Annotated in this window: 24 protein-coding genes; 12 read left to right on the plus strand and 12 right to left on the minus strand. The window is 63.5% G+C overall.

Annotated features, from left to right (window positions below):
- Positions 1 to 385: 385 nt before the first annotated feature.
- Positions 386 to 1225, plus strand: a complete 840-nt coding sequence (locus tag AC0L2O_RS00795; protein ID WP_409189649.1) for a formate/nitrite transporter family protein — start codon at positions 386 to 388, stop codon at positions 1223 to 1225.
- 67 nt (positions 1226 to 1292) lie between these two features.
- Positions 1293 to 3026 (plus strand): bifunctional protein-serine/threonine kinase/phosphatase, encoded by a 1734-nt coding sequence (locus AC0L2O_RS00800; RefSeq protein ID WP_473368346.1) that lies wholly within the window; start codon positions 1293 to 1295, stop codon positions 3024 to 3026.
- Positions 3027 to 3036: 10 nt separating this feature from the next.
- Here the strand turns inward: AC0L2O_RS00800 and AC0L2O_RS00805 are convergent, their stop codons facing one another.
- On the minus strand, positions 3037 to 3954 hold the full coding sequence (locus tag AC0L2O_RS00805) for an intradiol ring-cleavage dioxygenase (protein WP_473368347.1): 918 nt from the start codon (positions 3952 to 3954) through the stop codon (positions 3037 to 3039).
- Between the two features lie 172 nt (positions 3955 to 4126).
- Here AC0L2O_RS00805 and AC0L2O_RS00810 point away from each other — a divergent pair, with 172 nt between their 5' ends.
- Positions 4127 to 5401 (plus strand): serine hydrolase domain-containing protein, encoded by a 1275-nt coding sequence (locus AC0L2O_RS00810; RefSeq protein WP_473368348.1) that lies wholly within the window; start codon positions 4127 to 4129, stop codon positions 5399 to 5401.
- Positions 5402 to 5555: 154 nt separating this feature from the next.
- On the opposite strand, the gene AC0L2O_RS00815 is transcribed toward AC0L2O_RS00810, so the two are convergent.
- Complete coding sequence (locus AC0L2O_RS00815; RefSeq protein WP_409189653.1) at positions 5556 to 5789, minus strand: hypothetical protein; 234 nt, start codon at positions 5787 to 5789, stop codon at positions 5556 to 5558.
- A gap of 143 nt (positions 5790 to 5932) precedes the next feature.
- Between AC0L2O_RS00815 and AC0L2O_RS00820 the strand changes: the two genes are divergently transcribed.
- From AC0L2O_RS00820 to AC0L2O_RS00830, 3 genes are all read left to right on the plus strand, one after another.
- Positions 5933 to 6274 (plus strand): DUF1236 domain-containing protein, encoded by a 342-nt coding sequence (locus tag AC0L2O_RS00820; protein WP_369725526.1) that lies wholly within the window; start codon positions 5933 to 5935, stop codon positions 6272 to 6274.
- A gap of 302 nt (positions 6275 to 6576) precedes the next feature.
- A complete protein-coding gene (locus AC0L2O_RS00825) occupies positions 6577 to 8082 on the plus strand; it encodes a sensor histidine kinase (RefSeq protein ID WP_473368349.1) in 1506 nt (501 codons plus the stop codon).
- Positions 8083 to 8185: 103 nt separating this feature from the next.
- Entirely contained in the window at positions 8186 to 9433 is a 1248-nt protein-coding gene (locus AC0L2O_RS00830; RefSeq protein WP_473368350.1) for a DUF418 domain-containing protein, read from the plus strand.
- A 7-nt stretch (positions 9434 to 9440) separates the two neighbouring features.
- Here AC0L2O_RS00830 and AC0L2O_RS00835 read toward each other — a convergent pair whose 3' ends face one another.
- Entirely contained in the window at positions 9441 to 10172 is a 732-nt protein-coding gene (locus AC0L2O_RS00835; protein ID WP_473368351.1) for a cytochrome c biogenesis CcdA family protein, read from the minus strand.
- Positions 10173 to 10379: 207 nt separating this feature from the next.
- On the minus strand, positions 10380 to 10646 hold the full coding sequence (locus AC0L2O_RS00840; protein ID WP_369725530.1) for a hypothetical protein: 267 nt from the start codon (positions 10644 to 10646) through the stop codon (positions 10380 to 10382).
- A 548-nt stretch (positions 10647 to 11194) separates the two neighbouring features.
- Between AC0L2O_RS00840 and AC0L2O_RS00845 the strand changes: the two genes are divergently transcribed.
- The 5 genes from AC0L2O_RS00845 to AC0L2O_RS00865 all read left to right on the plus strand — a co-directional run bounded on the left by AC0L2O_RS00845 (position 11195) and on the right by AC0L2O_RS00865 (position 15696).
- Positions 11195 to 12244 (plus strand): LysR family transcriptional regulator, encoded by a 1050-nt coding sequence (locus AC0L2O_RS00845; RefSeq protein ID WP_369725531.1) that lies wholly within the window; start codon positions 11195 to 11197, stop codon positions 12242 to 12244.
- Between the two features lie 29 nt (positions 12245 to 12273).
- Positions 12274 to 12645: a helix-turn-helix domain-containing protein gene (locus AC0L2O_RS00850; RefSeq protein ID WP_045008888.1), complete on the plus strand. Its 372-nt coding sequence runs from the start codon at positions 12274 to 12276 to the stop codon at positions 12643 to 12645.
- 384 nt (positions 12646 to 13029) lie between these two features.
- A complete protein-coding gene (locus tag AC0L2O_RS00855) occupies positions 13030 to 14373 on the plus strand; it encodes a L,D-transpeptidase family protein (protein WP_473368352.1) in 1344 nt (447 codons plus the stop codon).
- Positions 14374 to 14484: 111 nt separating this feature from the next.
- Complete coding sequence (locus AC0L2O_RS00860) at positions 14485 to 15306, plus strand: enoyl-CoA hydratase (RefSeq protein ID WP_473368353.1); 822 nt, start codon at positions 14485 to 14487, stop codon at positions 15304 to 15306.
- Positions 15307 to 15414: 108 nt separating this feature from the next.
- The gene (locus AC0L2O_RS00865) at positions 15415 to 15696 is read left to right on the plus strand and encodes a hypothetical protein (RefSeq protein WP_369725535.1); all 282 of its coding nucleotides are present in this window, start codon (positions 15415 to 15417) and stop codon (positions 15694 to 15696) included.
- A 41-nt stretch (positions 15697 to 15737) separates the two neighbouring features.
- On the opposite strand, the gene AC0L2O_RS00870 is transcribed toward AC0L2O_RS00865, so the two are convergent.
- From AC0L2O_RS00870 to AC0L2O_RS00880, 3 genes are all read right to left on the minus strand, one after another.
- A complete protein-coding gene (locus tag AC0L2O_RS00870; RefSeq protein WP_473368354.1) occupies positions 15738 to 16817 on the minus strand; it encodes an isocitrate/isopropylmalate dehydrogenase family protein in 1080 nt (359 codons plus the stop codon).
- 111 nt (positions 16818 to 16928) lie between these two features.
- Positions 16929 to 17996, minus strand: a complete 1068-nt coding sequence (locus tag AC0L2O_RS00875; protein WP_473368355.1) for an alcohol dehydrogenase — start codon at positions 17994 to 17996, stop codon at positions 16929 to 16931.
- 149 nt (positions 17997 to 18145) lie between these two features.
- Positions 18146 to 19342 (minus strand): CaiB/BaiF CoA transferase family protein, encoded by a 1197-nt coding sequence (locus AC0L2O_RS00880; RefSeq protein ID WP_473368356.1) that lies wholly within the window; start codon positions 19340 to 19342, stop codon positions 18146 to 18148.
- Positions 19343 to 19552: 210 nt separating this feature from the next.
- Between AC0L2O_RS00880 and glgA the strand changes: the two genes are divergently transcribed.
- Positions 19553 to 20968, plus strand: coding sequence for a glycogen synthase GlgA (glgA, locus tag AC0L2O_RS00885; RefSeq protein ID WP_473368357.1), 1416 nt, complete (start codon positions 19553 to 19555; stop codon positions 20966 to 20968).
- A 146-nt stretch (positions 20969 to 21114) separates the two neighbouring features.
- On the opposite strand, the gene AC0L2O_RS00890 is transcribed toward glgA, so the two are convergent.
- The 5 genes from AC0L2O_RS00890 to ccoG form a co-directional block, all read right to left on the minus strand.
- Positions 21115 to 22065: an oxygenase MpaB family protein gene (locus AC0L2O_RS00890; protein WP_473368358.1), complete on the minus strand. Its 951-nt coding sequence runs from the start codon at positions 22063 to 22065 to the stop codon at positions 21115 to 21117.
- Between the two features lie 76 nt (positions 22066 to 22141).
- The gene (gene ccoS / locus AC0L2O_RS00895; RefSeq protein ID WP_473368359.1) at positions 22142 to 22309 is read right to left on the minus strand and encodes a cbb3-type cytochrome oxidase assembly protein CcoS; all 168 of its coding nucleotides are present in this window, start codon (positions 22307 to 22309) and stop codon (positions 22142 to 22144) included.
- Positions 22309 to 24501, minus strand: a complete 2193-nt coding sequence (locus tag AC0L2O_RS00900) for a cation-translocating P-type ATPase (protein WP_473368360.1) — start codon at positions 24499 to 24501, stop codon at positions 22309 to 22311. Before AC0L2O_RS00900 ends, ccoS begins: the two co-directional genes overlap by 1 nt.
- An 11-nt stretch (positions 24502 to 24512) precedes the next feature.
- Positions 24513 to 25004 carry a FixH family protein gene (locus AC0L2O_RS00905; RefSeq protein ID WP_473368361.1) on the minus strand — a complete coding sequence of 164 codons (492 nt, stop codon included), beginning with the start codon at positions 25002 to 25004 and terminating at the stop codon, positions 24513 to 24515.
- Between the two features lie 19 nt (positions 25005 to 25023).
- Positions 25024 to 26490, minus strand: a complete 1467-nt coding sequence (ccoG, locus tag AC0L2O_RS00910; protein WP_473368362.1) for a cytochrome c oxidase accessory protein CcoG — start codon at positions 26488 to 26490, stop codon at positions 25024 to 25026.
- Between the last annotated feature and the right edge of the window lie 77 nt (positions 26491 to 26567).

Genomic DNA, 26567 nt, shown 5'->3' on the forward strand with positions numbered 1-26567 from the left:
GAGCGAAGGCGACGGTTTCTGGCTCAAAGCACCGCCCGATCTACGGGGTCCGATACGAAGAGTCGCTTGGCTGGAGCCGATTTCAGACCCGTCGCGACATCACCGGTACCGATGGCACGTGGATTGCTTGCAAAACCATCACTCAGTCAATGACGACTGCGGCCCGCCGATATGTTGAGGCCCTCCAAAGGCTGAAACTCGGGGAGAGCAACACTGCTTCGCTGAGCCTGCCGGGCACAGTCGTCGTCACGCGATCCCATGCGAGATTCCCAATTCCTTTGGTCCGCAGGTTTCCGGCTCGCCGGCATGTGCGGAGACAGCATCCTGGCAACGGCACCGTCCCGAAACAAACGCGCTGTCTTTTCACACAAGCAAAGGAAACCTGATGTCGTATCTCGCCCCTTCGGAATTCGTCACCAAGATGGTGGACGCGGGTGAATCCAAAATCTTCATGTCGACCAGGGATACCATCATCCGCGCATACATGGCCGGCGCCATCCTCGCGCTTGCCGCCTGGTTCGCCATCACGATCAACGTGAACACGGGTCAGCCGCTCATCGGCGCGCTGCTGTTTCCGGTCGGATTCTGCATGCTCTATCTCTTGGGCTTCGACCTCTTGACCGGCGTGTTCGTGCTCTCCCCGCTCGCCCTGATCGACAAGCGCCCCGGCGTCACCTTCGGCGGCGTACTGCGGAACTGGGGGCTTGTCTTCATCGGCAATTTCGCCGGCGCCCTGACGGTGGCCTTCATGATGGCCTTCGTCACAACATTCGGCTTCACGCAGGATCCCGACAAGGTGGGCACGGCTATCGGCAATATCGGCGAAGGCCGCACGCTCGGCTACGCCGCGCACGGCGCGGCGGGCATGGCGACGCTGTTCATCCGCGGCATGCTCTGCAACTGGATGGTCTCGACCGGCGTCGTGGGGGCCATGATCTCCACCTCGGTGCCCGGCAAGGTCATCGCGATGTGGATGCCGATCCTGGTGTTCTTCTACATGGTGTTCGAACATTCCGTCGTGAACATGTTCCTGTTCCCGTCGGGCCTGATGCTCCACGCCAAATTCTCGATCATGGATTACTTCATCTGGAACGAGATTCCGACCGTGCTGGGCAACCTTGTGGGCGGCCTCGCCTTCACCGGCATGACCCTGTACGCGACGCACGTGCTGACCCAGCCCAAGCGCCAGGTCGCCGCGAAGGGCTCCACCCGCGCTGCGGCCTGATCGATTGCGACTCAAACAAGGGAGCCTCGCCTGCTAGGGTGAGGCTCCCTTTCTGTTGGTGACAAGAATGAGCCGCGGACTGCAAATTTCGGTCGGGCAGCATTCCGACAAGGGCCGCAAGCCGGTCAACCAGGACTTTCACGGCGTTCTCGTTCCAGCCGAGCCGCTGCTGAGCATGAAGGGAATCGCTGCGGTGCTGGCCGACGGCATCAGCAGCAGCACGGTCAGCCAGATCGCCAGCGAGTCGGCGGTCAAGAGCTTCCTGACGGATTATTACTGCACGTCGGAAGCCTGGACCGTGAAAACCTCGGCGAGGCGCGTGCTCGACGCCACCAATTCGTGGCTGCACGCACAGACCCGACGCAGCCAGTATGCCTATGACCGGGACAAAGGCTATGTCTGCACCTTGACCGCCATGGTCGTGAAATCGACCACGGCCCACATCTTCCACGTCGGCGATTGCAGAATCTATCGCGTCGCCGGCAAGGTACTCGAGCAGCTCACGGACGATCATCGCATCATCGTCTCGCCGGAGCAGACCTATCTCGGTCGGGCGCTGGGGATAAACCCGCAGCTCGAGATCGACTACCAGGCGCTTCCGATCGGAAAGGGCGACATCTTCCTGCTGGCGACAGACGGCGCCTACGAATTCGTCGACCATCGGTTTGTCACGGGCGCGCTCGACCAGCATGCGAATGATCTCGATCGGGCCGCCAGGACGATCGTCGAAGAAGCCTATCGCCGCGGCAGCGATGACAATATCACCGTCCAGATCCTCCGCATCGATCAGGTACCCGACGGCGCCTCTCCTGACATCATCGATCAGACATTTGAACTGCCTGTCCCTCCGCTTCCCGAACCGCGCGACATATTCGACGGCTACAGGATCGTTCGGGAAGTTCACGCGAGCAGCCGTAGCCACATTTACCTGGCTATCGACACCGAAACCGAGGAACCGGTCGCACTCAAGCTGCCTTCGATCGATCTGCGCGACAACCGCGCCTATCTGAAGCGCTTCATGATGGAAGAGTGGATTGCGCGGCGCATCGACAGTCCGCACGTGCTGAAGCCTCGGTCACAACCGAGAAGGCGCGGTTATCTCTACGTCGCCACCGAGTTCGTCGAAGGACAGACCCTCAGACAGTGGATGATCGACCATCCGCGCCCTGATCTGGAGACGGTCCGCGGCATCGTCGAACAGATCGCGGTGGGCCTGCGCGCCTTCCATCGGCTCGAGATGCTGCATCAGGATCTGAGACCCGACAACATCCTGATCGACAAGACCGGCACGGCAAAGATCATCGACTTCGGATCGGTCAAGGTGGCGGGCGTCGCCGAGGCTGCACCGCAGCAGGAGGCTGACGAGATCCTCGGAACGGTGCAATACACGGCGCCCGAATATTTTATCGGAGACGGCGGGTCGCCCCGCTCGGACATGTTCTCGCTGGCCGTCATCTGCTACCAGATGCTGACCGGCGTGCTTCCCTATGGCGCTCAGATCGCCAGGATTCGCGGCAGATCGGACGTTCGCAAATTGAGGTACCGCCCGGCCGAGGATGATGACCGCAACATCCCGGTCTGGCTCGACGGCGCGCTCAAGAAGGCCCTGCACCCGGACCCCTACAAGCGACACGAGGACGTAGCCGAGTTCGTCTACGAGCTTCGCAATCCCAATCCAGCCTATCTCAGGACACGGACCACGCCGCTGATCGAGCGCAATCCGTTGCTGTTCTGGAAATTGATGACGGTCGTGCTGGCCTGCACGGTCGTCGCGCTCCTTGCGCTCCTGCACGCAAGGTAGCCACGCACGTTCAAGCCGGCTCCGCGGCCTTCGTCCCCAGCGGCTTCGGCGCCACGCCGCCGCCGGGCTTGAGATGGAATTCGTAGGTCATCAGGTGCCACTGGCCGCTGGCCTTACTGCCGTCGGGCATGATCGGGTCGTTGCGTGTCTCGACCTTGGCGATGAGGTCGTCCTTGACGCCGAACACCACGTCGGAGTCGAGATATTTGTCGCCGTCCATGAAGACGTGGGTGATCAGCGGCTCATAATCCTTGGCGTTGACCAGGAAGTGCACATGCGCCGGGCGCATCGGGTGACGCTTCGTCTGCACGATCATCTCGCCGACCGGACCGTCGGTCGGGATCGGGTAGCTGCACGGCAAAATGGTACGGAAGAAAAAGCGACCGTCGCTGTCGGTGATAAAGCGCGCCCGCGCCGAGGCGCCGACCTCGTCATAGTTCGGCTTCTGTGAATCGTAGAAGCCATCGTCGTCGGCGTGCCAGACGTCGACGGGAACGCCCGCAAGCGGCTTACCCTGGAGATCGGTGACGCGGCTCTGCACGAACATGCGCTCGCCGCTGAGATTGTTCGGCGAGATGTCGGTGCCGTGGGCCGTGACCTTGTGCTCGCCGACATAGAACGGACCGAGCACCGTGGTCTGGGTCGCCCCGTCGCGGTCGCGATGGTTGACCGCATCGACCAGCATGGAGACGCCGAGCACATCGGAGAGCAGGATGAACTCCTGGCGAGTGTCGGTGCATTTCTGGCCGGTGCGGGTCAGGAAATCGATGGCGTATTCCCATTCCTCGAAGCTGAGACCGGTCTTGCTGACGTAATCATGCAGCGACTTCACCAGTTCCTGGAGCAGGAATTTTGCGCGCGGGTTCGGCGTGTTGTCGAAGCTGTTGACGACGGCTTCGGTGAGTTCGGTCTCGTTGAACTGGGTCATGATGCGCTGCCTTGCGGTTTTCTTGTTAGGCCCATTACGGGTCCTTGGGGGCTCCCTGGAGGCGTTCCAAGCCGGAGCCTACACCAACCGGCATGCCTGCGTTAAGCGCGACCCGCTTGGAATGAGGTCGCCATTTCGGCTATCACCTGTAAAACTGCCCCCGGAGGAACTGATGCTCGCCCCTGCCCCCGCCTCGCCCGAATCCGTCGGCCTGTCCAAGTCCGCGCTCGACCGCGTCGATGCCCATCTGAAGAACCGCTACATCGATGCCGGCCGCTTCCCGGGCGCGCACCTGCTGGTCTATCGCCGCGGCAAGGTCGCCCACAGCTCGGTCCAGGGCTTTGCCGACATCGAGCGCAAGGCGCCGGTCAAGGACGACACCATCTACCGCATCTATTCCATGACCAAGGCGCTCACCAGCGTCGCCTTCATGATGCTGGTCGAGGAAGGCCTGGTCGCGATCGACGAGCCCGTCGCCAAATACATTCCGGAATGGAAGGATCTCGGCGTGTTCGTCGCCGGTACTGCACCGGCCTTCCTGACCCGGCCGCCGTCCCGGCCGATGCTGATCGTCGACCTGCTGCGTCACACCTCCGGGCTGACTTACGGCTTCCAGCAGCGCTCCAACGTCGATGCCGCCTATCGCGCCGAGAAGATCGGCGAGGTCGAGAAATCCGGCACGCTCCAGAGCATGATAGAGAGCCTCGCAAAAATCCCGCTGGAGTTTTCGCCGGGCGAGGCCTGGAACTATTCGGTGTCGACCGACGTGCTGGGCTACCTCATCGGCAAGATCTCGGGCATGCCGTTCGAGCAGTTCCTCAAGGCGCGGATTCTTGATCCGCTTGGCATGACCGACACCGATTTCCACGTGCCGGCTTCCAAGGCGCATCGGTTCGCTGCCTGCTACTCCGCGGACCCGGGCGGCGGCATGACTTTCCACGCCGGCCAGCGCCGCGAGGGCCTGACGCTCCAGGACGATCCGACCACGAGCTCGTTCCTATCCCCGCCCTCCCTCGTTTCCGGCGGTGGAGGACTGTGCTCGACCGTGGCCGATTATCTCACTTTCTGCCGCGCTCTGCTCAATGGCGGCGAGCTTGGCGGCGTCCGCCTGATCGGGCCAAAGACGCTGGCGCTGATGACGACCAACCACATTCCGGGCGGTCGCTCGCTGCCCGAGGTATCGCGCTCGCTGTTCTCGGAAGCCAGCTATAACGGGATCGGATTCGGGCTCGGCTTCGCTGTGACCATGCGCCCGGCGGAGACGCTGATCGCCGGCAGTCCCGGCGAATATAATTGGGGCGGCGCGGCCACCACCTCGTTCTGGATCGACCCCGCCGAGGAGCTGATCACGATCTTCATGACTCAGGTGCTGCCGTCGAGCGCGTACCCGATCCGGCGCGAGCTGCGCAGCATGGTCTACGCCGCGATCACCGAGAGTAATCTGTAGATCGCGGAGTTGATGCAACGAGGCTTTCGCGAGCAGCGCGGAAGCCCCGTTGCTGTTTGTTCAATGGAAATGACCGATCAGATAAATGCCGCCGCCGATAACCAGCACGGCGGGTACGGCCCAAAGAATAAGAACCGGCATTGGTCATTCCTCCTCAGTTTGATGTGCAGACCTTGACGGTCTTCATGCTGCTTTCAGCCTCGGTGCGCGATTTGTAAATCGTGCCCGACGGGCTGACGACGGTCATGGACGTGTTCGTCGGCTTCTTGTCGACGACGGTGCATTTCTTCGTCTTGACGTCCTGCACAACATAGAATTCGTCGGCAGCGAACGCCGGCAGGGACATTGCAGCCAGCACCAGCGCAGCTGTCGCAATCTTCAGTTTCATACTTTCCTCCTCCAGTTCACCGGGCGATTTGGCCAGGTTGATGGAGCAACGGGAAAAACCGGCAGTTTGTTCCAGTTCACCAGGGAACGTCGTCTGCGGTCAGATGTTGTCGCGGCGCATTGTCCAACGAGGAGGCCAACACGATGAAGAAGCTATTGCTGCTTTCTGCCGCCGCTGTTCTGATTTCGACCGGCGCATTCGCGCAATCCACCGTCGTCACCACCACGGGAACGGGTCATGCTGCGGTGCAGATCGAGCCGGAATATCGAACCAAGATCAAATCCTACGTCACCGAGCACCATCTTCGCCCCGTGACGACAAAGGAAAAGATCGTCGTCGGCAGCACAGTTCCGCGCGACGTCGAGCTCGAGTCCGTACCTGCGGACTGGGGCCCGTCGCTTACCAAGTATCGCTACGTCTACTCGGGCGATCATGTGATGCTGGTCGATCCCGGCACGCGCGCGGTCGTGCAGGAAATCGATTGATCATATCTGACGAAGGAAGCGGCCGCCTCGACGGCGGCCGCTGTCCCGGAGCGACCACATGGAATCGCATCGAGAAGCCCGGATCGCCGGGATCGCTCTGGCAACGCTTTACGCGGTTTGCCTGGTGCTGACCGCCATCAGCATGACCTGAGCGCTGCACGTTGCATTGCAAAATCCGGTTTGCGGCTCTGGTCCCGAAGCCACAATCGTGAGTGAAATTCGTGGCGCAACGCAAATCCTGCTCCTATGGTTTGAGAAAATCATAATCCGGCACCACCGCGCCGGAACCGGGACGTCCGCGTTTGTCAAAGCTCACCCTGCCCGTCCGGCTCGCTCTCCTGGTGGCGGGAACAACGCTGCCGATGATCGTGTTCGCGGTCGGCATCGCCCTCTACAATTACAAGCAGGACCGCAACGACGCGACCCGCCGCGTGCTGGAAAGCGTGCGCAGCATGCGCCTGGTGCTGGATTCCGAGGTGCAACGGATGACCGGCAGTTTGCAGGTCCTCGCGCTGACGGATTCGCTCCAAAGCAACGACTTCATGAATTTCCGCCGCATTGCGCTCGGCTTCGTCGATCAATACGGCAAGGGCGGTTTGGTGCTGATCTCCGACCGCCGCGGCCGGATCCTGTTTTCGTCTGAGGCGGAAGATACCGCGAGCCTGCCGCGGCGCGCCAATCTCGAGATCATCGAGAAGATGTTTGCGACCAAGGCACCGCAATATTCCGACCTGTTCACCGGCGCGCTCACCCGGCGGCAGGTGCTCACGGTCGAAGTTCCGGTGTTCCGCGATGGCGAAGTGATCTACGACCTCTGCTTCGGCCCGCCAATCAGCATCTTTCAGGATCTGCTGGAGAAGCAGCGGCCCAACCAGCAGTGGACTGTGTCCCTGCTCGACGCCAAGGGCACGGTGTTCGCGCGCGTGCCGAACTCCAGTGAAACATTCGGCAAGCGCGCGTCATCCTCGCTCTATGACGAGATGTTCCGCAAGCCGGAGGCGAGCCTCTCGTCGATCTCGCTCGACGGCATCCCGCTCGCCGCCGCCTACACCCGATCGGGGCTGACCGGATGGACGGTCGCCGCCGGCGTCCCGGAAAGCTCGTTGATCGCGCCGCTCTGGCGCAACATCGCGATCACCAGCCTGATCGGCGGTGTGCTGCTGCTGATCGGCCTGACCTTTGCCGTCAGGATGGCGACCACGATCGCGCGCGGCGAGATGCTGCATGATCTCCTGATCGAGGAGCTCAACCACCGCGTCAAGAACACACTGGCGCTGATGCAGGCGATCGCGGTGCAGACCTTCCGCAGCGCAAGCCGCGACGAGCGGGCGAAATTCGAGGGGCGCCTCGGCGCGCTCGCCGAAGCGCATAATCTCCTCAGCCAGGAGAAGTGGCAGGGCTCGGAGCTGAAGGACGTGGTGGCGCGTGTGCTGCAGCCCTTCCTGCTCTCCGGTCCGGAACGCATCCGCATGGCCGGCCCTGCGGTGCCGCTATCGCCGCGGCTTGCGGTGGTGCTGTCGATGATCGTGCATGAGATCGCCACCAATGCCGCGAAATACGGCGCGCTGTCCAACGAGAGCGGCCGGGTCACGCTGGAATGGGAAGTCATCGCGGACACGCCGAAGCCGCGACTGCGGCTGATCTGGAACGAGATCGGCGGGCCTCCGGTGACAGCGCCGGTGCAACGCGGTTTCGGCTCGCGCCTGATCGAGCGCAGCGCGCGCGATCAGCTCGGCGGCGAGGCGACGGTGGACTTTCTGCCGCGCGGTGTGGTCTGCACGGTGACGTGCGTGCTGGACGAGGGGTGAAGGGGGCGCAGCTGTGAGATGAAGGAGGCGCGGAGGTACATTCTCGAAAGCAAGGTTTTCGCATTCCTTCGCTTATTCGTGCGCCTCGTACGCTCGGGAGAAGATGCCGAAATGGGGCTATCCAGATTCTTTCCCGAACTATAATATTGCTGGAATGGTCCGCATCACGACCCGTGGGGAACACCCCGGCCCCATAAGCCCGTCCGACCGTATCGAATGTATCGACGCCCTTCGTGGCGTCGCATTGCTGGGTGTTCTGGCCATCAATCTGGTTACCGAATTCCGCATCTCGATTTTCGAACAATTCCTGCCCGCCGGACGGCCTGCACCTCCGCTGGACCGAGTTGTCGAGACCGTCTTGATGCTGGCCGTCGACATGAAGGCATTTGCTCTCTTCTCGCTTTTGTTCGGCGTGGGGCTTGCGATTCAATTCGAGCATCTTTCGACGAACCCGCACCGCGTGCTGCTTTTGTTTCGCCGCCTGATCGCATTGTTGATCTTCGGGTTGATTCACCTGTGCCTGATCTGGAATGGCGACATCCTTACCGAATACGCACTTGCGGGTCTCGTCGTTCTGCCATTCCTGTTTGGTCCCCCCTGGTTGCTGGCGGGCAGCGCGGCGACCTGCCTTGGGCTGTATCTCGCGATGCAGGTGTGGTCCCCAGCTGGATTGTTTCCCAGCTTTGCCTCCATCCAAAGCAACGTGCAGGAGGCGAATCACGCCTATGCAACAGGCGACTTCGGCCACGTACTGGCGTTCCGGCTGCGTGAAATCCCTCTGATCGTTCCCCTGCACATCTATGTCTTTCCACGCACCTCGGCGCTGTTTCTGTTTGGCGCGCTGGTCTGGCGCTGCGGCGTTTTGCGAAAACCAAATCAGACGCTCTTGTTCTCGACAGCGGCCAGTTGCATTGGTCTCGGCGCGGTCTTGATCCTGCTGAGGGCGTACGGCTCGATAGCGAACGCGAGCTTCGGCGCGCTGGCCGCTCCCGCCGGCACTATCTTGCTGGCTCTCGGCTACGGCGCGATCATCATCGCCATCGCCAATCTGCCGCGAGGAAGATTGTTGCTGGGCTGGGCCGCCCCCTTGGGCCGTATGGCGTTCACGAACTATCTCGCCCAATCCGTGATCTTCGGTTGGATCTTCTATGGCTACGGTCTCGGGCTGTTCGGTCAGCTTGGCGCCGCCGAAGCGCTGGCCATCGGCCTCGCCGTCTACGTCGCCCAGGTTATTTTCAGCGGATGGTGGTTAGGCCGCTACCGCTATGGCCCGGTCGAATGGTTGTGGCGAACGCTCATGTACGGCGTACCGCAGCCGATGGCCCTTCCACCGCTCGCCCGCTTGATTTGACGCAGATCTAACCGATCTTCTGTAACGCCGGAAAGGTCTCGAGCAGCCAGATGCTCACAGTCGAGACCGAGCCGGTGAGAAAGCCGATGCCGGTAATCACCATCAACACGCCCATGGCACGCTCGACATTGGCGAGTTGGCCCTTCATGCGTGCGAACAGGGTTGAGAACTGCTCGATCATCAACGCCGCGACCAGGAAGGGAATGCCGAGGCCCGCGGAATAGACCGCGAGCAGGCCCGCACCCCTGGTCACCGTCGCCTCCGCCGCCGCGATCGAGAGGATGGCGGCGAGGATCGGGCCGATGCAGGGGGTCCAGCCGAAAGCAAAGGCGAGCCCCATGATATAGGCGCCCCAGAGCCCGACCGGCTTCGGGATCGGCAGCCGGCCCTCACGCATCAATAGACCGATCCGCGTCAGCCCGAGGAAGTGCAGGCCCATGATGATGATGACGATGCCGGCGAGGATCGACAGCTCCGCCGACCAGGCCCGGATCAGTTCGCCCACTAGCGACGCGCTGGCGCCGAGCGCCACGAACACCGTGGAGAAACCGAGCACGAACAGAAACGCCGACATCATGATCGCGCGCTTCGAAGCCGCAGCCGGCTCGTCGCTCTCGACATGCTCGATCGTGGCGCCGGTGAGATAGATCAAATAGGGCGGAACCAGGGGAAGGACGCAGGGCGAGAGGAAGCTGACGAGGCCGGCAATCAGCGCCGCAGGAATCGAAACATGTTGCATGGTGCAGTCGGAGCCATCCCGGGCTCCGTGGCTAGGCGCGGGGAATGCCTGCCGGGCCGGAGCCGAACCGGCTCTGGTGTAACCGATGCAGGAGAATGCGCAACAGAGGCGCATCAAACCAAGGCTCCTCCCAATGCCGTCTGCGATCACAGATGCGGCATCGGGACGCGCACGAATCTCGCCAAAAAACGAGATTCGGCGGTGCGGCTACTTCACCACGCGGAGCAGCGGACGCCGGGGCTGGTCCTGCGTCTGCTTGGAGGGAGGCTGCGGTTCGCTGGAAGCGCTCCGCAACATTTCGTCGCACAGTGCCCGAAGGTCGGCACTGTCAATTCCTTTGAGCTTCATCCGCACGTCGAGGATGACGATCGAAAGCAGCTCAGCCGACTCACGGCTGTTGCCCTCATTGAGAACCCTGCGGCACTCTTCGAGCGTTTCGAGCACCGACTGCAATTGTTCGTCTGAATGCGACACCGGCTTCTTTCCGTTAATTCGGCCTGCGAGAGGTGCTGGCAACGATCCCCTCGAGCCCCATGCGAAGCAAAGGATAGCACGAGGACTCCGTGCCCTCGAACACCATTTCAATTTGTTTCTGCATCGCAGCCGCGATTCCTATCGCCCCGGCGCGTGAGCGACGAACGTTGAAACCGCAAGAGCCGAAACCGCAAGACGCGAAACCGCAAGACTCGCAGCCGTAAGACTCCAAGCCGTAAGAGGTCAAACCCTCAAAGGCGATACGTCTGCGCCGACGCGATTTATCTATTCCGCAAAACCCGGCGAAATCTTGCGCGCTGCCCTCCGGTCCAGATAGACCCGGCAATCCGGCAGCCATTTCAAGGCCAGCAGCGGAACGCACGCGTACCCCTCTCTTCCGGGCGATACCTCACCCGATTCCCACCCCAAGCACACTCAAATACCACTATAGCACGGTAAGGATGCCGTTCAAAACTCGGCGTTCCTCAACCCGCCGTGGTTGTGGTTTGCGCTGGATTCTGCCAGTTTAACGGTTCGAAGGGACTTGTATGCACTCCTTGGCGGAAAGGGGCGTTCGCCTAGAGGAACGCCCAAGCACAAATCTCAGCGGCCTCTCGGATTGGGACGCAGCTCGGATATTTCTGGAAGTGGTCCGTTGCGGCAGTTTCCGCTCGGCCGCCGAACGCCTGTCGCTGTCGATCAATGCAGTCCGCCGCCGCATCGACGATTTCGAACGCCAGACCGGCACCACCCTGTTCACGCGCGACGTCCACGGCACCCATCTCACCGATGAAGGCGCGTTGGTGGTCTCCGCCGTCGAACGGATGGAAGCGGCCGCCTACGATGTGCTGCGCACCAGCGATTCGACGGCCAACGTCCTGTCGGGCGAGGTCCGCGTCGCCGTCACCGAGGGCCTCGGGACATTCTGGCTCGCCCCGCGCCTGGTCGAATTCCAGCAGGCCTATCCCAAAATCCTGGTCGACCTGCATTGCGCGATGCGCTCCGCCGACGTCTCTCGCCACGAGGCCGACGTCGCGATCCATCTGTCGCGGCCTTCGGCGCTCGACGTCAAGCTGGTGCGGCTCGGCCGCATGCACCTGATGTTCTGGGCGTCGGAAAAGTACCTTGAGAAACACGGCGCGCCGCGCTCGGCCGTCGAATTGATCAAGCACCGCCTGGTGCTGCAATTCGCCGACCAGCTCGCCGCCAAGGAAACCTTCGAGAGCTTCTTCCCGGGCGTTCCGGAACGTGACCTTCTGGTCATGAAGACCAACGTCTCAAGCGCCAATTACTGGGCGGTCGCGAATGGTGCCGGAATCGGCGTATTCCCGAGCTACGCCATTGCGCTTGGCGGGAAGTTGATTCCACTGGAGGTCGAGCTGAACAGACCGCTGGATATCTGGCTGTCCTACCATCCCGGTAGCGGCCGGATTCCGAGAGTGCGGCACATGATTGACTGGCTGATCGAAGCTTTCAATCCGGCGCGATTCCCGTGGTTTAAGGAAGAGTTCGTGCACCCGCATGAATTCAAGGACTCGTATATGGGCGAACCCCTGACCCAGCTCTTCGGGGGATTTTCAACCGAAGAACAACGGTGAGAACAAGCATGAAAACAGCGGCGAAAAGAATGAAGCAGCGCAGTGCCGGCAAGCCGGACATTGAGCTCGGCAAACGGATCCGTCTGCGGCGGGTCGAGATGAAGATCTCGCAGGCTGAACTTGGCGACAAGCTCGGCGTCAGTTTCCAGCAGGTCCAGAAATACGAGAAGGGCGTCAATCGCGTCGGCGCGGCTCGGCTTCAGCAGATCGCCACCGCCCTCGATGTGCCCGTGACCTTCTTCTATGACGGCGACAACAAGGCGCGCGAAGTCGAAAGCCTGCTCTTCCTCGACAGCGCCTTCAGCCTCCGGCTGCTGCGTGCCTACAGCAAGATCAAGGACCAGACAGTGCAGCGTCAGCTCGTCTCGCTGATGGAGTCGATCGCGGCGAACGAGGCCTGATCGACCCAACGTCTGGCCTTTCAGGCGATGTTCAATCCGCCGCGTCGCGGGGGCGCGGCCGGATTGAACGAGACTTTGGCGCGCGCTCTCCGCGCGTGGCCTGCTTCTAGGGCGGCTTGACCGCCCGTTTTTCTGGGCGTTTGCCCGTCATTCGTCGCGGTTTTCGCGAACCCATCTCAGCTTTGCCGCGACCTAATCGAGAGCGCTTGCCTCGAGCGCAGGCGCTCGGTGACGCGCCGTGCTTAATCGGAACGCAACCCTGATGCCCTAGCTTCCCGCGACTTGTCGCGAATCGGAGTGCGCGTCAGCCGATTGCTGTATGGCGGCCGGGACAATCGAACGAGCGCCCGCCCGGGCCTCGTCTTCATGGGGAAGACCAGACACATGTCGAAGCGCCATGCCGTGATCATTGCCATGGGCCTGTTTGCCAGCGCCTCGGCGTTTGCGCAAACCGAGACCCTTGGCCAGGCTGGCCCCAAGCCGGCGGCCGGCACCGTGCCAGTGGCCGCCAGTCCGGCTCACGCTGCCGCACCGAAAGCCGCCGTCACGGCGCCAGCTTCGACGGCGGAGAGCCGCACGGCCGCGGCCCTCGCCTTGACGCGCGAGCCGACCTATGACGAAGGCACCGCCCAGCGGATCAAGGACGCTGCGCTAAGCTATTCCGATCTCGCAGTCCGCGGCGGCTGGCCCGCGATCCCGGCGGACGCCAAATTCACGCTCGGCATCCAGGGCGCCAACGACGATTTGCTGCGCAAGCGGCTGATTCTCTCCGGCGATCTCGCCGTCGACAGGGCGAGCGGCGCTTTCGACCAGGACCTCGCTGAGGCCGTGAAACGCTTCCAGGCGCGCCACGGCCTTGCGCCCACCGGCATGATGACGCCACGCACGCTGGCCGCGATGAACGTGCCGGTGCAGAAACGCATCCGCCAGTTGGAGGCTTCGCTCGAGCGGCTCGAGAACACGAATTTTGGCTTCGGCCAGCGCTATGTCGTCGTCAACATCCCCGCGGCCTTTGCCGAAGCCATCGAGAACGACGTGGTGGTGCGGCGCTATCGCGTCATCGTCGGCAAGACCGAGAAGCCGTCGCCGACGCTGACGGCGCAGATCACCAGCGTTATCCTCAATCCGACCTGGACCGTGCCGTCCTCGATCGCCAAGACCGAAATCTCCGCGCATATGCGCAAGGACCCGACCTACCTGTCGCGCATGCACATGGAGGTGCTCGACGGCCACGACAATCCGATCGATCCGCATTCGGTCGACTGGTCCGGCACGCACACGCCGAACTTTACCGTGCGCCAGCAGAACGGCACCTTCAACGCACTTGGCGCGGTCAAGATCGACATGCCGAATTCCTACTCGGTCTACATGCACGACACCAACCAGCACAATCTGTTCAGCGACGACTACCGCTTCGATTCCCACGGCTGCTCGCGCGTCGACAATGTGCGCGATCTCGCCGCCTGGCTGCTGAAGGACCAGCCGAAATGGACCCGCGCCGCGATCGACGGCGAAATTGCCACCGGGCAGCATCTGGAAGTTCCCATGGCGAAGAAAGTGCCGGTGGCCTGGATCTATCTCACCGCGTGGATGACCAGGGACCAGACCATCCAGTTCCGCAACGACGTCTATAACCAGGACGAACAATTGCTGGAGGCCACGGCCGAAGAGGCGGCATTCTTCAGCAATGCCGGCAACCATCCGCTGACCGCGCACATGGCGCAGTAGGCGCGACCGTCATGCAATCGCGGCACAGGCGGATGCAAGCCCCTCACCGCGGTTGACCGCGGCCTCGTCTCAGCCGCACATTGCCCCTCGCCAACGACCAGCGAGCGCGCGATGCCGGACAACGTCAACACCACCGAGACCTCCTATGCCGACGGCAAGATCCTCAAGCACGCAGCCGATGGCGTCGGCGTGGTCACCTTCAATAATCCCGACAAGCGCAACGCGATGTCGCTGGAGATGTGGGAGGGATTTGGCGAGGCCCTGACCAGCCTGCGCGACGACGATGCCGTGCGCGTCGTCATCCTGCGCGGCGCCGGCGGCAAGGCGTTCGTGTCAGGCGCCGACATCAGCCAGTTCGAGCAGACCCGCCACAACGCCGCCGCCTCCGAACAATACGCCAAGCGCAGCGCCGCGCAGCGCGCGCTGCTCGCCGACTACCCCAAGCCGACGATCGCCTGCATCCAGGGCTTTTGCCTCGGCGGCGGCATGCAGGTCGCCATGCTCGCCGACATCCGCATCGCCGCGCATGACAGCCAGTTCGGGATTCCCGCAGCGAGGCTCGGGATCGCCTATGGCTATGACGGGTTGAAGCACCTGGTGTCGCTGGTCGGACCGTCCTGGGCGCGGCTGCTGATGTACACGGGCATGCGCATCGATTCCACTGAGGCGCTGCGCATTGGCCTCGTCGAGCGCGTCATGCCCGACGATCAGCTCTGGGGCGAGGCCATGGCGATCGCCGAGACGATCTCGCAGAACGCGCCGCTCGCGATCAGGGCCGCCAAAATCACCATCGCGCAGGTGCTGAAGGACGAAAGCGGACGCGACATGGATGCGATCAAGGCGATCGGCACCGCCTGCATGGACAGCGCGGATTTCCGCGAGGGCCGGCAGGCCTTCATGGAGAAGCGCAAGCCGCAATTCCGGGGGCGCTGAAGCTGAACCGGCGTTCAGGAAGATTAAATTCCTCGCGCCTCCACGCCGCCGTAGCAACCAACTGATTTCTTGTCGGTTCTCCCGCCATCAATGATGAGGGAGATAGCGATGAAAGCAAAGTTTGCTGTGCTTGGTCTTGCTGCGCTGGGTGGTGTGGCGCTCGCTTCCGGACAGGCGCTCGCAGCGATGCCGAACGGCATCCCGCAGGCGGGTCAGATCGCAAGCGGGCCGGCCGCGAATGTCGATCAGGTCCGCTGGGTCTGCAATCCCTGGGGCCGCTGCTGGTGGCGCCCGAATTTCTACGGCGCTTACGGCTTTTATGCGGGCCCGCGACCGTTCTTCGGTCCGCGTCCGTGGGGCTGGCGTCATCGCCACTGGCGCCGCTGGTGAATCGGAAGGGGCCGCAAGGGCCCCTTTTTCTGACGCTTTGATTAAAGCGCCTCCAGCACCGCTCTCGTAATATCAGCCGTACCGTCGCTGCCGCCGAACTCCATCGGCCTGATGCCGCCGGCATAGATCTGATCCACGGCGCGCTCGATCCTCTCGCATGCCTCGGCCGCGCCCTCGACGCCGTGCTTGTCGGCGAGCCAGTCGAGCATCATCGCCGCCGACAGGATCATGCCGGTGGGGTTGGCCTTGCCCTGCCCCATGATGTCGGGCGCGGTGCCGTGGCACGGCTGGAACACGGCGTGCTTGTCGCCGATGTCGGCCGAAGGCGCCATGCCGAGCCCGCCGATCAGGCTCGCGGTGATGTCTGAGACGATGTCGCCGAACATGTTCTCCATCACCATCACGTCGAAATCCCAGGGGCGCTTGACCAGCATCGCCGAGCAGGCGTCGACATAGAGGCGATCGGTCTTCACTTCGGGATGATTTTTCGCGATCTCGTCGAAGATACCGCGAAAAAACGCAAAAGCCTTGAACACGTTCGCCTTGTCGACGCAGGCGAGCGAGCCTGGCTTGCCGCGTGCCTTGCGCCGCTCGGCCAGGCGAAACGAGAACTCGAACAGGCGCTCGGAGGTCTTCCGCGTGATCACCATCGTCTCGCGCGCTTCCTCATGGGTGACGACGCCCTTGCCCATCGATGCGAACAGGCCTTCGGTGGATTCGCGGATCACGACGAGATCGATGCCGCGCTTCTCAGCGCCGACGATCGGGCTCGGCACGCCCGGAATGAGACGCGCCGGCCGCACGCCGGCATAGAGATCGAAGATGAAGCGCAGCTCGATCTGCGGCGCGATCTCCGTGTTGTCGGGATAGCGCACCGAGGGCAGGCCGCAGGCGCCCAGCAGGATCGCATCGGCCTCCTCGCACAGCTTGATCGTCGAGTCCGCAATCGACTTGCCGGTGGCGAGGTAATTGTTGGCGCCGGCTGGCGCCTCGGTGAAGCGGAAACGCAAGTCCGACTTCGCCTCGATCTTGCGTAACACCTCGATCGCCGGCGCCATGACCTCGGGACCGATGCCGTCACCGGCGAGCACGGCAATGTGGAAGGCGTTGTTTGCGGACATGGGGATTCCTGAAGGAAGGATGCGTCATTCCGGGGCGATGTGAAGCATCGAACGCGGAATCTCGAGATTCCGGGTTCGGTCCTCTGGACCGCCCCGGAATGACCAACTCAGTTACGGCGTCAGCACGGTGCGGCCGACCACGGCACCCTGCTGTAATTGCACCAGCGCGTCGTTGGCCTTGTTGAGCGGCTGCCGCGTCACCGGGATCGGCGGCACCCTCTTGGTGCGGACGAGATCGAGCAGTTCCTGCGTCTCACGCAAGTTGCCGACATAGCTGCCCTGGATCGTCACCGCCTTGATCGGAATCAGCGGCAGTGCCCAGGTCGCACCGCCGCCGAACAGGCCGACGATGACGAGCTTGCCGCCCTTGGCCAGGCAATCGAATCCAAGCTGTGTCGTCGCGGCATTGCCGACGAGGTCGATGACGGCGCGGATCGGTCCGCCTGCCTTGCTGGCAAGCTGCTCCAGCGCATCCGGTGCCTTGGGGTCGATGGTCGCGAGCGCGCCGGCCTTTTCCGCCGCCTCGCGCTTCTTCGCGTCGATGTCGAGCATGATCGCGCCCTTGCCACCCATCGCCTTCAACAGCGACAGCGCCATCAGGCCGAGGCCGCCGGCACCGAACATCACGATCGGGCTGTCGAAATACTGCTCGACCTTCTTCAGCGCGCTGTAGGTGGTGACGCCCGAGCAGGCGTAGGGCGCAGTCGTTGCGGGATCGAGCCCCCTCAGATTGAGCAGATAGCGCGGATGCGGCACCAGCATGTGGTCAGCATAGCCGCCGTCGCAATAAACGCCGAGCGAGCGCGGCGTCGCGCACATGTTCTCGTCGCCGGCAAGACAAACGGCACATTTGCCGCAGCCGATCCAGGGATAGACCAGGCCGACATCGCCGAGCTTGAGATCGCCCTGATCCGACGGCTTCACATCGGGTCCGAAAGCCAGGACTTCCCCGACCGTCTCGTGCCCCATCGTCAGCGGCAGATTGATGCCGCGGTCCTTCAGCGACAGCGGCTTGCGGCCGTGCCCGAGGTCGTAGCCGCCTTCCCAGATGTGGAGATCGCTATGGCAGACACCGGCCGCCTTGACCTTGATCAGCACCTGCGTGGCCGAGGGCTGCGGCGTGGCCTCGTCGAACTCCTTGAGCGGCGCCTTGAAATCGGCGACCTTGAAACTCTTCATCGGCGTCCTCCCGGCATGTTTCTTGTTATCGCCCACCATGCCACGGGGGCTAGGGCGAGACAAACCCGGACCTGTCTAGTTGACGCCGATGGATGATGGCAAGCCGACCGCACGCAAGGCCGCATTGCTTGCCGCAACCAGGCCGCCCTTCAACCCTGCGCGACCGTTTTGCCTGACGGAATTGGCGCGTTGTCAGCAAGGCCGACCTCGTCGCACAATTCGCGCGTGTGCTCGCCGAGCACGGCCATTCTCTCGCGTGGCGTGGTGTCGGCGCCGGACATCCGGAACGGCAGATTGAGCACCTGGAATGAGCCGCCCTCGTCCTTCACCTCGGAGAGCGCCCGGCGATGCGCGAGCTGCGGATCGGCCAGCGCCTCGGACACGGTGCGGTAGGCCGAGGCCGGCACGCCGGCGGCGCCAAGCGCAACAAGACACGCATCGGTCGTGAGCTGCCGCGACCAGGCCTCGACACCGTCCATCACATCGCCCCAGTTGTCGCGGCGCACAGCATAGATCGAGAAGCGCGGGTCGGAGATCCATTCGGGGCGGCCGATCACGCCCATCAATCCCTGGAACGTCTTCTCGCTCGCGACAGTGATCATGACGTAGCCGTTGGCCGTCTCGGTCGGCCCGAACATCGGACGCGGCGGTGCTTTCACCGCGAATTGCGAGCTCTGCAACTCCGTCAGCGTCAAGGTCAGCATCGATTCCAGCATGGAGACGTCGATATGCTGACCGAAGCCGGTCGCCGTACGCTGATAGAGCGCCGAGGCGATCGCGCCGAAACCGTAGGTGCCGGTGACGACGTCGGCATGATAGATGCCGCAATAGTCGGGACGGTCGCGGCCGGGCTGGTAGGCGAGATGCGCCATGTCGTAGCCGGAAGCGGCGTGGATCACCGGCGCATAGGCCGGCAGTTCGGCCGACGGGCCGGTCTGTCCATAGCCGGAAATCGAGCAATAGATCAGCCTTGGGTTGATCGGGCGCAGGCTGTCATAGTCGAGCCGCAGCCGGCGCATCACGCCGGGACGGAAGTTCTCGACGAGAATGTCCGCGGTCGCGACCAGCCGGCGGACCGCCTCTTTGCCGTCCTCGGATTTGAGGTCGAGCACGACGCTCTTCTTGCCGACGTTGAGCTGGCCGAACACGGTGCTGCAGCCCTTGCGCAGAGGCGGCCGGGTCCGCATGGTCTCGCCGCCGTCGGTCTCGATCTTGATGACCTCGGCGCCCATGTCGGCAAGCATCCGCGCGCAGTGGGGACCGGCGATGGTGGTCGAGAAATCCAGGACCCTTAGGCCTGCGAAGGCCTTTGTCGTCGTCCCCTCATGCTTATCTGATAGCTGCATACTCGCTGACGTCCTCGCTCGCTTACGTCTTTGGGCCGCTTAGGAACAATCGATGTTCTTTGTTGTTGGAGCATCGACCCTAGAGCGCGGCAGCTGAGTAGGAAAGTCTTTACCGAGCGGACGCGCCGCGTGGGCGGGCTTGAAAATTTCAGGGCAACTGGACCCGTTCTTGCATAGCAGCAATCGGGCTCCGGCAGAGGGCGGGCATCCTTGAGGGTCTTGTTTGTTACGACAGAGATGGACGATTTCGTCCGCGTCGGCGGACTTGGCGCCGTTTCTGCCGCCCTCCCCAGAGCCCTTCGCCCCTTCGCCGATATCCGGATCATGCTTCCCGGTTATCGCGACATCATCGAGCAACTCACGCATATTCAGGTCGTTGGCCGCTGCCCGGCATTTGCCGAGATGCCGGCGTGCTCTCTCGGCCGGGCCGCCACCAAGGACGGCTTGCCGGTCTATGTGCTGTTGTGCTCGCAGCTCTACGACCGGCCCGGCAATCCCTATGGCGACGAGTCCGGGCGCGACTGGCCGGACAACGACATCCGTTTTGCGCGCTTCGCCTCGGCCGCCGCTGAGCTGGCCACGGGCAATCTGGACAAGAATTGGGCAGCAGACCTGATCCATGCCAACGACTGGCAGGCCTCGCTCGTGCCGGCCTACCTCGCCTGGCGCGGCAGCAAGCTGCCGTCAATCCTGACCATCCATAACCTCGCCTATCAGGGCCTGTTCTCGAAGGACTCGCTGCGGCGGATCGGCGCACCGGAAAGCTCCTTCCACATCGACGGTGTCGAGTTCTACGACAAGGTATCGTTCCTGAAGGCGGGATTGGTCTATGCGTCCCACCTGACGACCGTCAGCGGCACCTATGCGCACGAGATCACCACGCCCGAGTTCGGCTGCGGCATGGAGGGCCTGTTGCGGCTGCGCTCCGACGCGGCCGAGCTCACCGGCATTCTCAACGGCATCGACGAGAGCTGGGACCCGCGCTCCTGCGCCCAGCTTGCTCAGCAATTCGGCGCCGGCGACTGGGTCGGCAAGAAGGCCAATGCGGACTATGTGCGCAAGCAGTTCGGGCTCGCGGTGTCGCGCGGACCGATGTTCGGCATCGTCGCGCGGCTCGTGCACCAGAAGGGCATCGACCTCGTGCTGTCGGCAGCCGACGAGATCGTCGATGCCGGCGGGCAGATCGTGGTCACCGGCTCCGGCGAGCCGGCGCTTGAGCAGGCCCTGATCGACGCCCATCGCCGCCGCCCCGATTCGATCGGCGTGACCATCGGCTTCAACGACGCCCAGGCCCGACGCATTTTCGCCGGCAGCGATTTCACCCTGATGCCGTCGCGATTCGAGCCATGCGGATTGAGCCAGATGTACGCCCAGCGCTTCGGCTCGTTGCCGATCGGTCACCAGACCGGCGGCCTCGCCGAGACCATCAGCGATGGCGAGACCGGCTTCCTGTTCTCGAGACCCTCGCACGAATCTTTCCTCGGCGGCGTCCGCCGTGCCTTCGAGGCTTTCATGGCACAGGACCAGCTCGACTCCATGCGCCGCAGCGCCATGGGACGTTCGTTCTCCTGGAGCATCTCGGCCGGCACCTACAACGCGCTGTATCGGAAGCTGGCCGCGGTGTGAGCCGCGACGCCTCTTCATACTCCGTCATTGCGAGCGGAGCGAAGCAATCCAGGCTGTCTCCGCGGAGGCAGTCTGGATTGCTTCGTCGCATCAGCGCAAAACTGCTTCGCAGTTTTGTCGCGAGCTCCTCGCAATGACGGTGTACTTCAATCTCTGCCGCGCTGATCCATCTGCGGCCGTCCGATCCACGCCCTGTTGAGACAACGCGTCATCCAGTCAGGTTGCGGCTCGCCTCGCAGCCGCGCCTGCGCTTCCTGGTAGGGGCCGACATAGCGCAGCCGATCGGGCAATTTCGGATAAACCCACCCGATCCATCTCAGCGCGTTGTCGGCGGACATCCTCTCGCGCTCGTCCAGTTCAAGTCCGAAGCCCGCACGCAGCGGCTCCGGCAGCAGGCTCGCCGTGAGCGCGCGATACCATCGCGGTGGGCGCAGCCACGGACGCGCGCCGGCAAGAATTTGCGTGGCGATTTCGCGTGCGGCCGCGCTGACGGTCAACGTCTCCGACTGCACCATCGCCGCGGTGTAGGCGGCGAAGCCGGCCCAGTCCGCCGGCAGGTCATCGGCCGTCAATCCGAACAAGGCGCCGAACTGCTTGCTCTCGGCCCAGTAGCGCTCGCGCTCGTCCACCGAGAGCGGCGGCAGGACCAGGTCATGGGCGATGAGCGCGGTCTCGACCAGCGTCGCATGAACCCAGCGCAGCGACGGGATATCGTTGGCGCAGTAGCGCGAGCCGGCCGCGAACGGACCGACCGTCACGGGCATCGTTCCGACGATCATCGTATGACGCCGATGCAATTGCCGGGATGACAGCAGCGCGCGGTCGAGCGAGCCGAACACCATCGCAAAGACGATGTCGAAGGTGCGGTGGAAGCGGCCGATCGGATCGGCCAAGGTCCGCGAATGCTCAGCAATGGCCGCGGCCACCCAGGGATGGGCCAGTTGCAGCAGCAGCGCGCGGCCGGCGCCAAGAAAGACGACCGCCTCCCGATCGATCTGCCAGGTCACCGAGGACGGGCCGAATACGCCCGGGACTGGTCCCGCCGCGTCAGCCCGGACCCGATCGAGGGCAGATTCCATATCTTTCTCGGACACCACTTTGCGAGACCTTTCGACTGCGGACGGAGACTGACCATCCGCAGGGCCTGTGGCGATTCAATGAAGGCGATCTTCGCTAGCGCTTGGCCGGAACTTGCTCCGGCGAATCGTCATCCGCGATCGCCCGCCAGGCGGCGCCGTCGAGATCGTCATACTGGCCGCTGCGGAGCGACCAGAGGAAGCCGATCAGGCCGGCAAGTCCGAGCATGAGTGCCAGCGGGACCAGGATGACCAGGATTTCCATCACAAAATCTCCCGCGCGCGGCTGCGTGCCCGCAGCGAATTCAGCATCACCAGGATCGACGATCCGCTCATGGCCGCCGCCGCAATCAGGGGCGTCGCGATTCCGCTGATCGCAACCGGCACCGCTAGCAGATTATAGCCGATCGCGAGCCAGAGGTTCTGCCGCATCAAATGCAGCGCTTTGCGCGCGGAATCGATCGCGGCAACGACCGGCGCCAACGGCCGGCCAAGGAAGACGAGGTCGGCGGTCGCCTGGCTCAGATGCGCGGCCGAAATCGGCGACATCGAAACATGGGCGGCGGCGAGCGAGGGCGCGTCGTTCATGCCGTCGCCGACCATCAGCACTCTTGCGCCGCGCTGCTTCAATTCCTCGATCCGCGCAATCTTGTCGGCCGGCGTGACGCCGGCGCGCCATTCGGCGATGCCGAGGGCGTCGGCCGCCGCCCTCACCGCCGGTTCGCGGTCGCCGGACAGGATCTCGATGCCGATATTGCGCGCCTTCAGCGCCGCGATCACCGCTTGCGCATCCGGACGCAGGTCCTGACGCACCGAGAGGATGAACTTTTCGTTGCCCCTGCTGAAAGCCACGACCGACGCTTCGGGATCGCGATGGGTCGCATCGCCGGTCAACGCCTCGGCGCCGCAGAACGATGGCCGGCCAAGGCGGACTTCGACGCCGTCCACCGTGGCGCGCACGCCCTGCCCGGCTTCCTCGACCGCACCGATCACCGGCGATATGGCCCCTGCGGCCTGTGCGACCGCGGCCGCGACGGGATGATGGCTCGACAACGCCAGCCGGCCGGCGAGTTGGAAGATATCGGCGGGAATCCCGGCCGCGTTGGTGACTTCGAGATCGGGCAGCGTCAGCGTGCCGGTCTTGTCGAAGATGACATGATCGGCCTCGGCCAGCCGCTCGATGGCATCGCCCGAATTGAGCAGCACACCGGACTTGAACATCGCGCCGGAAGCGACCGTCTGCACCGTCGGGATCGCAAGTCCAAGTGCGCAGGGACAGGTGATGATCAGCACGGCGACGCCGGTCACGATCGCATCATGCCAGCTCGCGCCGGCGACGACCCAGCCAAGGATGGTCAGCAGTGCGGTCGCATGCACCACCGGCGCATAGAGCCGAGAGGCGCGATCAGCCAGCCGCATGTAGCGTGAGCGAGCCTGGAGCGCGTTGTCGAGCAGCCGCGTGATCTCGGCCAGCAGCGTCGCCTCGGAGGCCGCCGAGACTCGCACCCGCAGGGTGCCTGAGATATTCATCGAGCCGGCATACACCGCGGTGCCCTGCCCGGCCGTGACATAGAGCGTCTCGCCGGTGATCAGGCTCTGGTCGATCTCGGAGCGCCCTTCGATCACGGTCCCGTCGACCGCGCAGCGCTCGCCCGGGCGTAGCAGAACGATGTCGCCGGCTCGAATCGCGGCGACCGGCACCTGCGAGATCTCGTCGGGGCCGATGAATTTGGCCGCCGTCTCGGCCTTCAGCGCGGCGAGATTGCCGGCGACCGCGCGGGTCCGCCGCCGCATGTTCTGGTCGAGGACGCGGCCGACCAGCAAAAAGGTGAGCAGCATGATTGCCGCGTCGAAATAGGCGTGCTCGGCATGGTTGATGGTCTCGACCACGGACATGCCGAGCGCAAGGCACACCCCGATCGAGATCGGAACGTCCATGTTCGTGGTCTTTTTCGACAGCGCGCGCCAGGCCGAGCGGAAGAACGGCTGGCCGGCATAGGCTGCCGCCGGCAGGGCGATCAGCGCCGACAGCCAGTGAAAGAAGTCGCGCTGCTCGGGCAGCATGTCCGAGACGTTGCCGGACCACACCGGGATCGACAGCATCATCACGTTCATGGTCGCAAACGCCGCGACGCCGAGGCAGCGCAGCAGGAAGCGCGATTCCGCCACCTCGGTCGCCTCCGCGCTCTCGGTCTCGTAGGGGTAGGCCTTGTAGCCGAGCTGTTCGAGGCGATCGATGAAGCTGGCAGGATCGAGCGTACCTTGCTTCCATTCCAGCGCGACGCGCCGGTCGGTGAGATTCACGCGCGCCAGCGTGACGTCGGGAATGGCGGATAGGCCACGCTCGATCTTGGCCATGCATCCGGCGCAGTGCACACCTTCGACGGCGAGATCAATGTGCTGCAGGCCTTCGCCGGCGGCCCGGACATAGTGAGAGAAATCGCGCGTCACCTGCATGGGGTATTCTCTCAATTCAGGACCACGCGGTTACGCGACATGAACACGCGCTCGCCCCGCGCGTCGCCCTCGATCACGAGGTCCCACTGTCCCGGCGCAACGGAAGCAGCGCTGCCGCGATAGACGCCGACGCCGGCCTCCGCGAGTTCGACCGCGAGATCGGCGCGCTTGTCGGTCGGCCGTTCCAGGCGGCCGCCGAACTTCAATCCGGTCATGGACTGGCCGCTGGCATCGCGGGCCTCGACCTGGAGCGTGGCGCCACCATCGGTGCTGCGCTCGATATGGGCGTCAACCCGCCATTTGCGCGCGGCCTGATCCTGCGCCGCCGAGATCTCCCGGTCATAGCTCAGCCCCGCCGCATAGGGGCTATCGACCTCGGTGCCCGGCAGCGTCGCGATCGCGAGCTTCATCATGGTCACGTTGACGCCGATCACGACGCCGAAGAAGGCGACCAATATCGCGAGCACTTTTGTTCCGGTCAGCGGCTTCGGTGCGGATGCCATGACGAACTCCAGGAGTTTTCTAGGGCGAAACGAAATTGTCGGTGGCGGACGCGGCCTCGCCGAGGCCGATATCGGTCACGTGGAAACGCACGGGGATCGACTTCTCCGGATTGACCTCCGCCGGCGCGGTCACGAGCAGCCGCAGCTCGCTGGTGGCATCACGGGGGATCACGATCATCGGCCGGTCCGGCGTCACCGAGTCCACTCCGACGACATGGATCGTGGCATTGACCGGCCCGTCGGCGTCGATCGCGATGACGCGGTCGTAACCGCTCTTGTTCAGCAGCCGAACCGTATAGGCGTTGCGGATCGAACCGTCGCTGAGCCTGACCGCGACCGGATTGCGGTCGTGCAGCACGTTGACGTCGAGCAGGCTGCGGGTCGCCAGGGTGTAGAGCATGATGCCGCCGACGGCAGTGATGATCGCGCTGTAGACGACAGTGCGGGCACGGACGATGCGATAGATCGGCGCCTTGCCGTCCTGGCGGCGCTGGATGTTGATGTCGTTGTCGTAGGCGATCAGGCGGGTCGGCCGGCCGATCTTGGCCATCACGTTGTCGCAGGCGTCGATGCAGAGCCCGCACTGGATGCATTCGAGCTGCGGCCCGTTGCGGATGTCGATGCCGGTCGGGCAGACCGCGACACATTGATAGCAGTCGACGCAGTCGCCGGCGTGCTCGCCGAGCGCGCGCAGCTCGGCGGCCTTTTTCACCGAGGTGCGCTTCTCGCCGCGATCGTAACGGTAGGTGACGTTGAGCGCCCATTCGTCGGTGAGTGCGGCCTGGATACGCGGCCACGGGCACATATAGGTGCAGACCTGCTCGCGCATGTAGCCGGCGAGCGCGTAGGTCGTGACGGTGAGAATGCCGATCCAGATATAGGCGATCATCGGCGCCTGGAAGGTGACGAGCTGCTTCACCAGCGTCGGCGCGTCGTTGAAATACAGAACCCAGGCGCCGCCGGTCCACCACGCGATCAGCAGCCAGATCGAATGCTTGAGCACGATCTCCGAGATGCGCTCGAGCCTCATCGGGTCAGATGATTTGTCCTTTTTCATCCGCTCGCGGCGATCGCCTTCGATCAGGCGTTCGACGGCGTAGAACAGGTCGGTCCAGACCGTCTGCGGACAGAGATAGCCGCACCAGATGCGGCCGCCGACGGAATTCATCAGAAACAGCGCCACCGCGGCGACGATCAACAGACCGGTGAAGTAATAGACCTCCTGCGGCCACAGCTCGCTGAAGAAAAAATAGAAGCGGCTGTTGGGGAGATCGATCAGCACCGCCTGGCTGGGGGCACCGAGGCCGCGGTTCCAGCGCACGAACGGCAGGAAATAGTAGACGCCCAGGCAAAAGGCCATCAGGCCCCATTTGATCCGGCGGAAGGTACCGGACACGCTCTGGGGATAGACTTTCTTGCGGGCTGCGTAGAGCGGTCCGTAGTCGTCTTCCGATGTGAGCTCGCTAGGATTCACGGGTTTGTTCATCGCTCTGAAATCTCGAAAGGTGCGATTAAACCTAGACCCGGCGCCGCCGCGTCGATTGATCCAGCGCAAACGAGGGC

The sequence above is a fragment of the Bradyrhizobium sp. Kon10 genome, assembly GCF_055807395.1.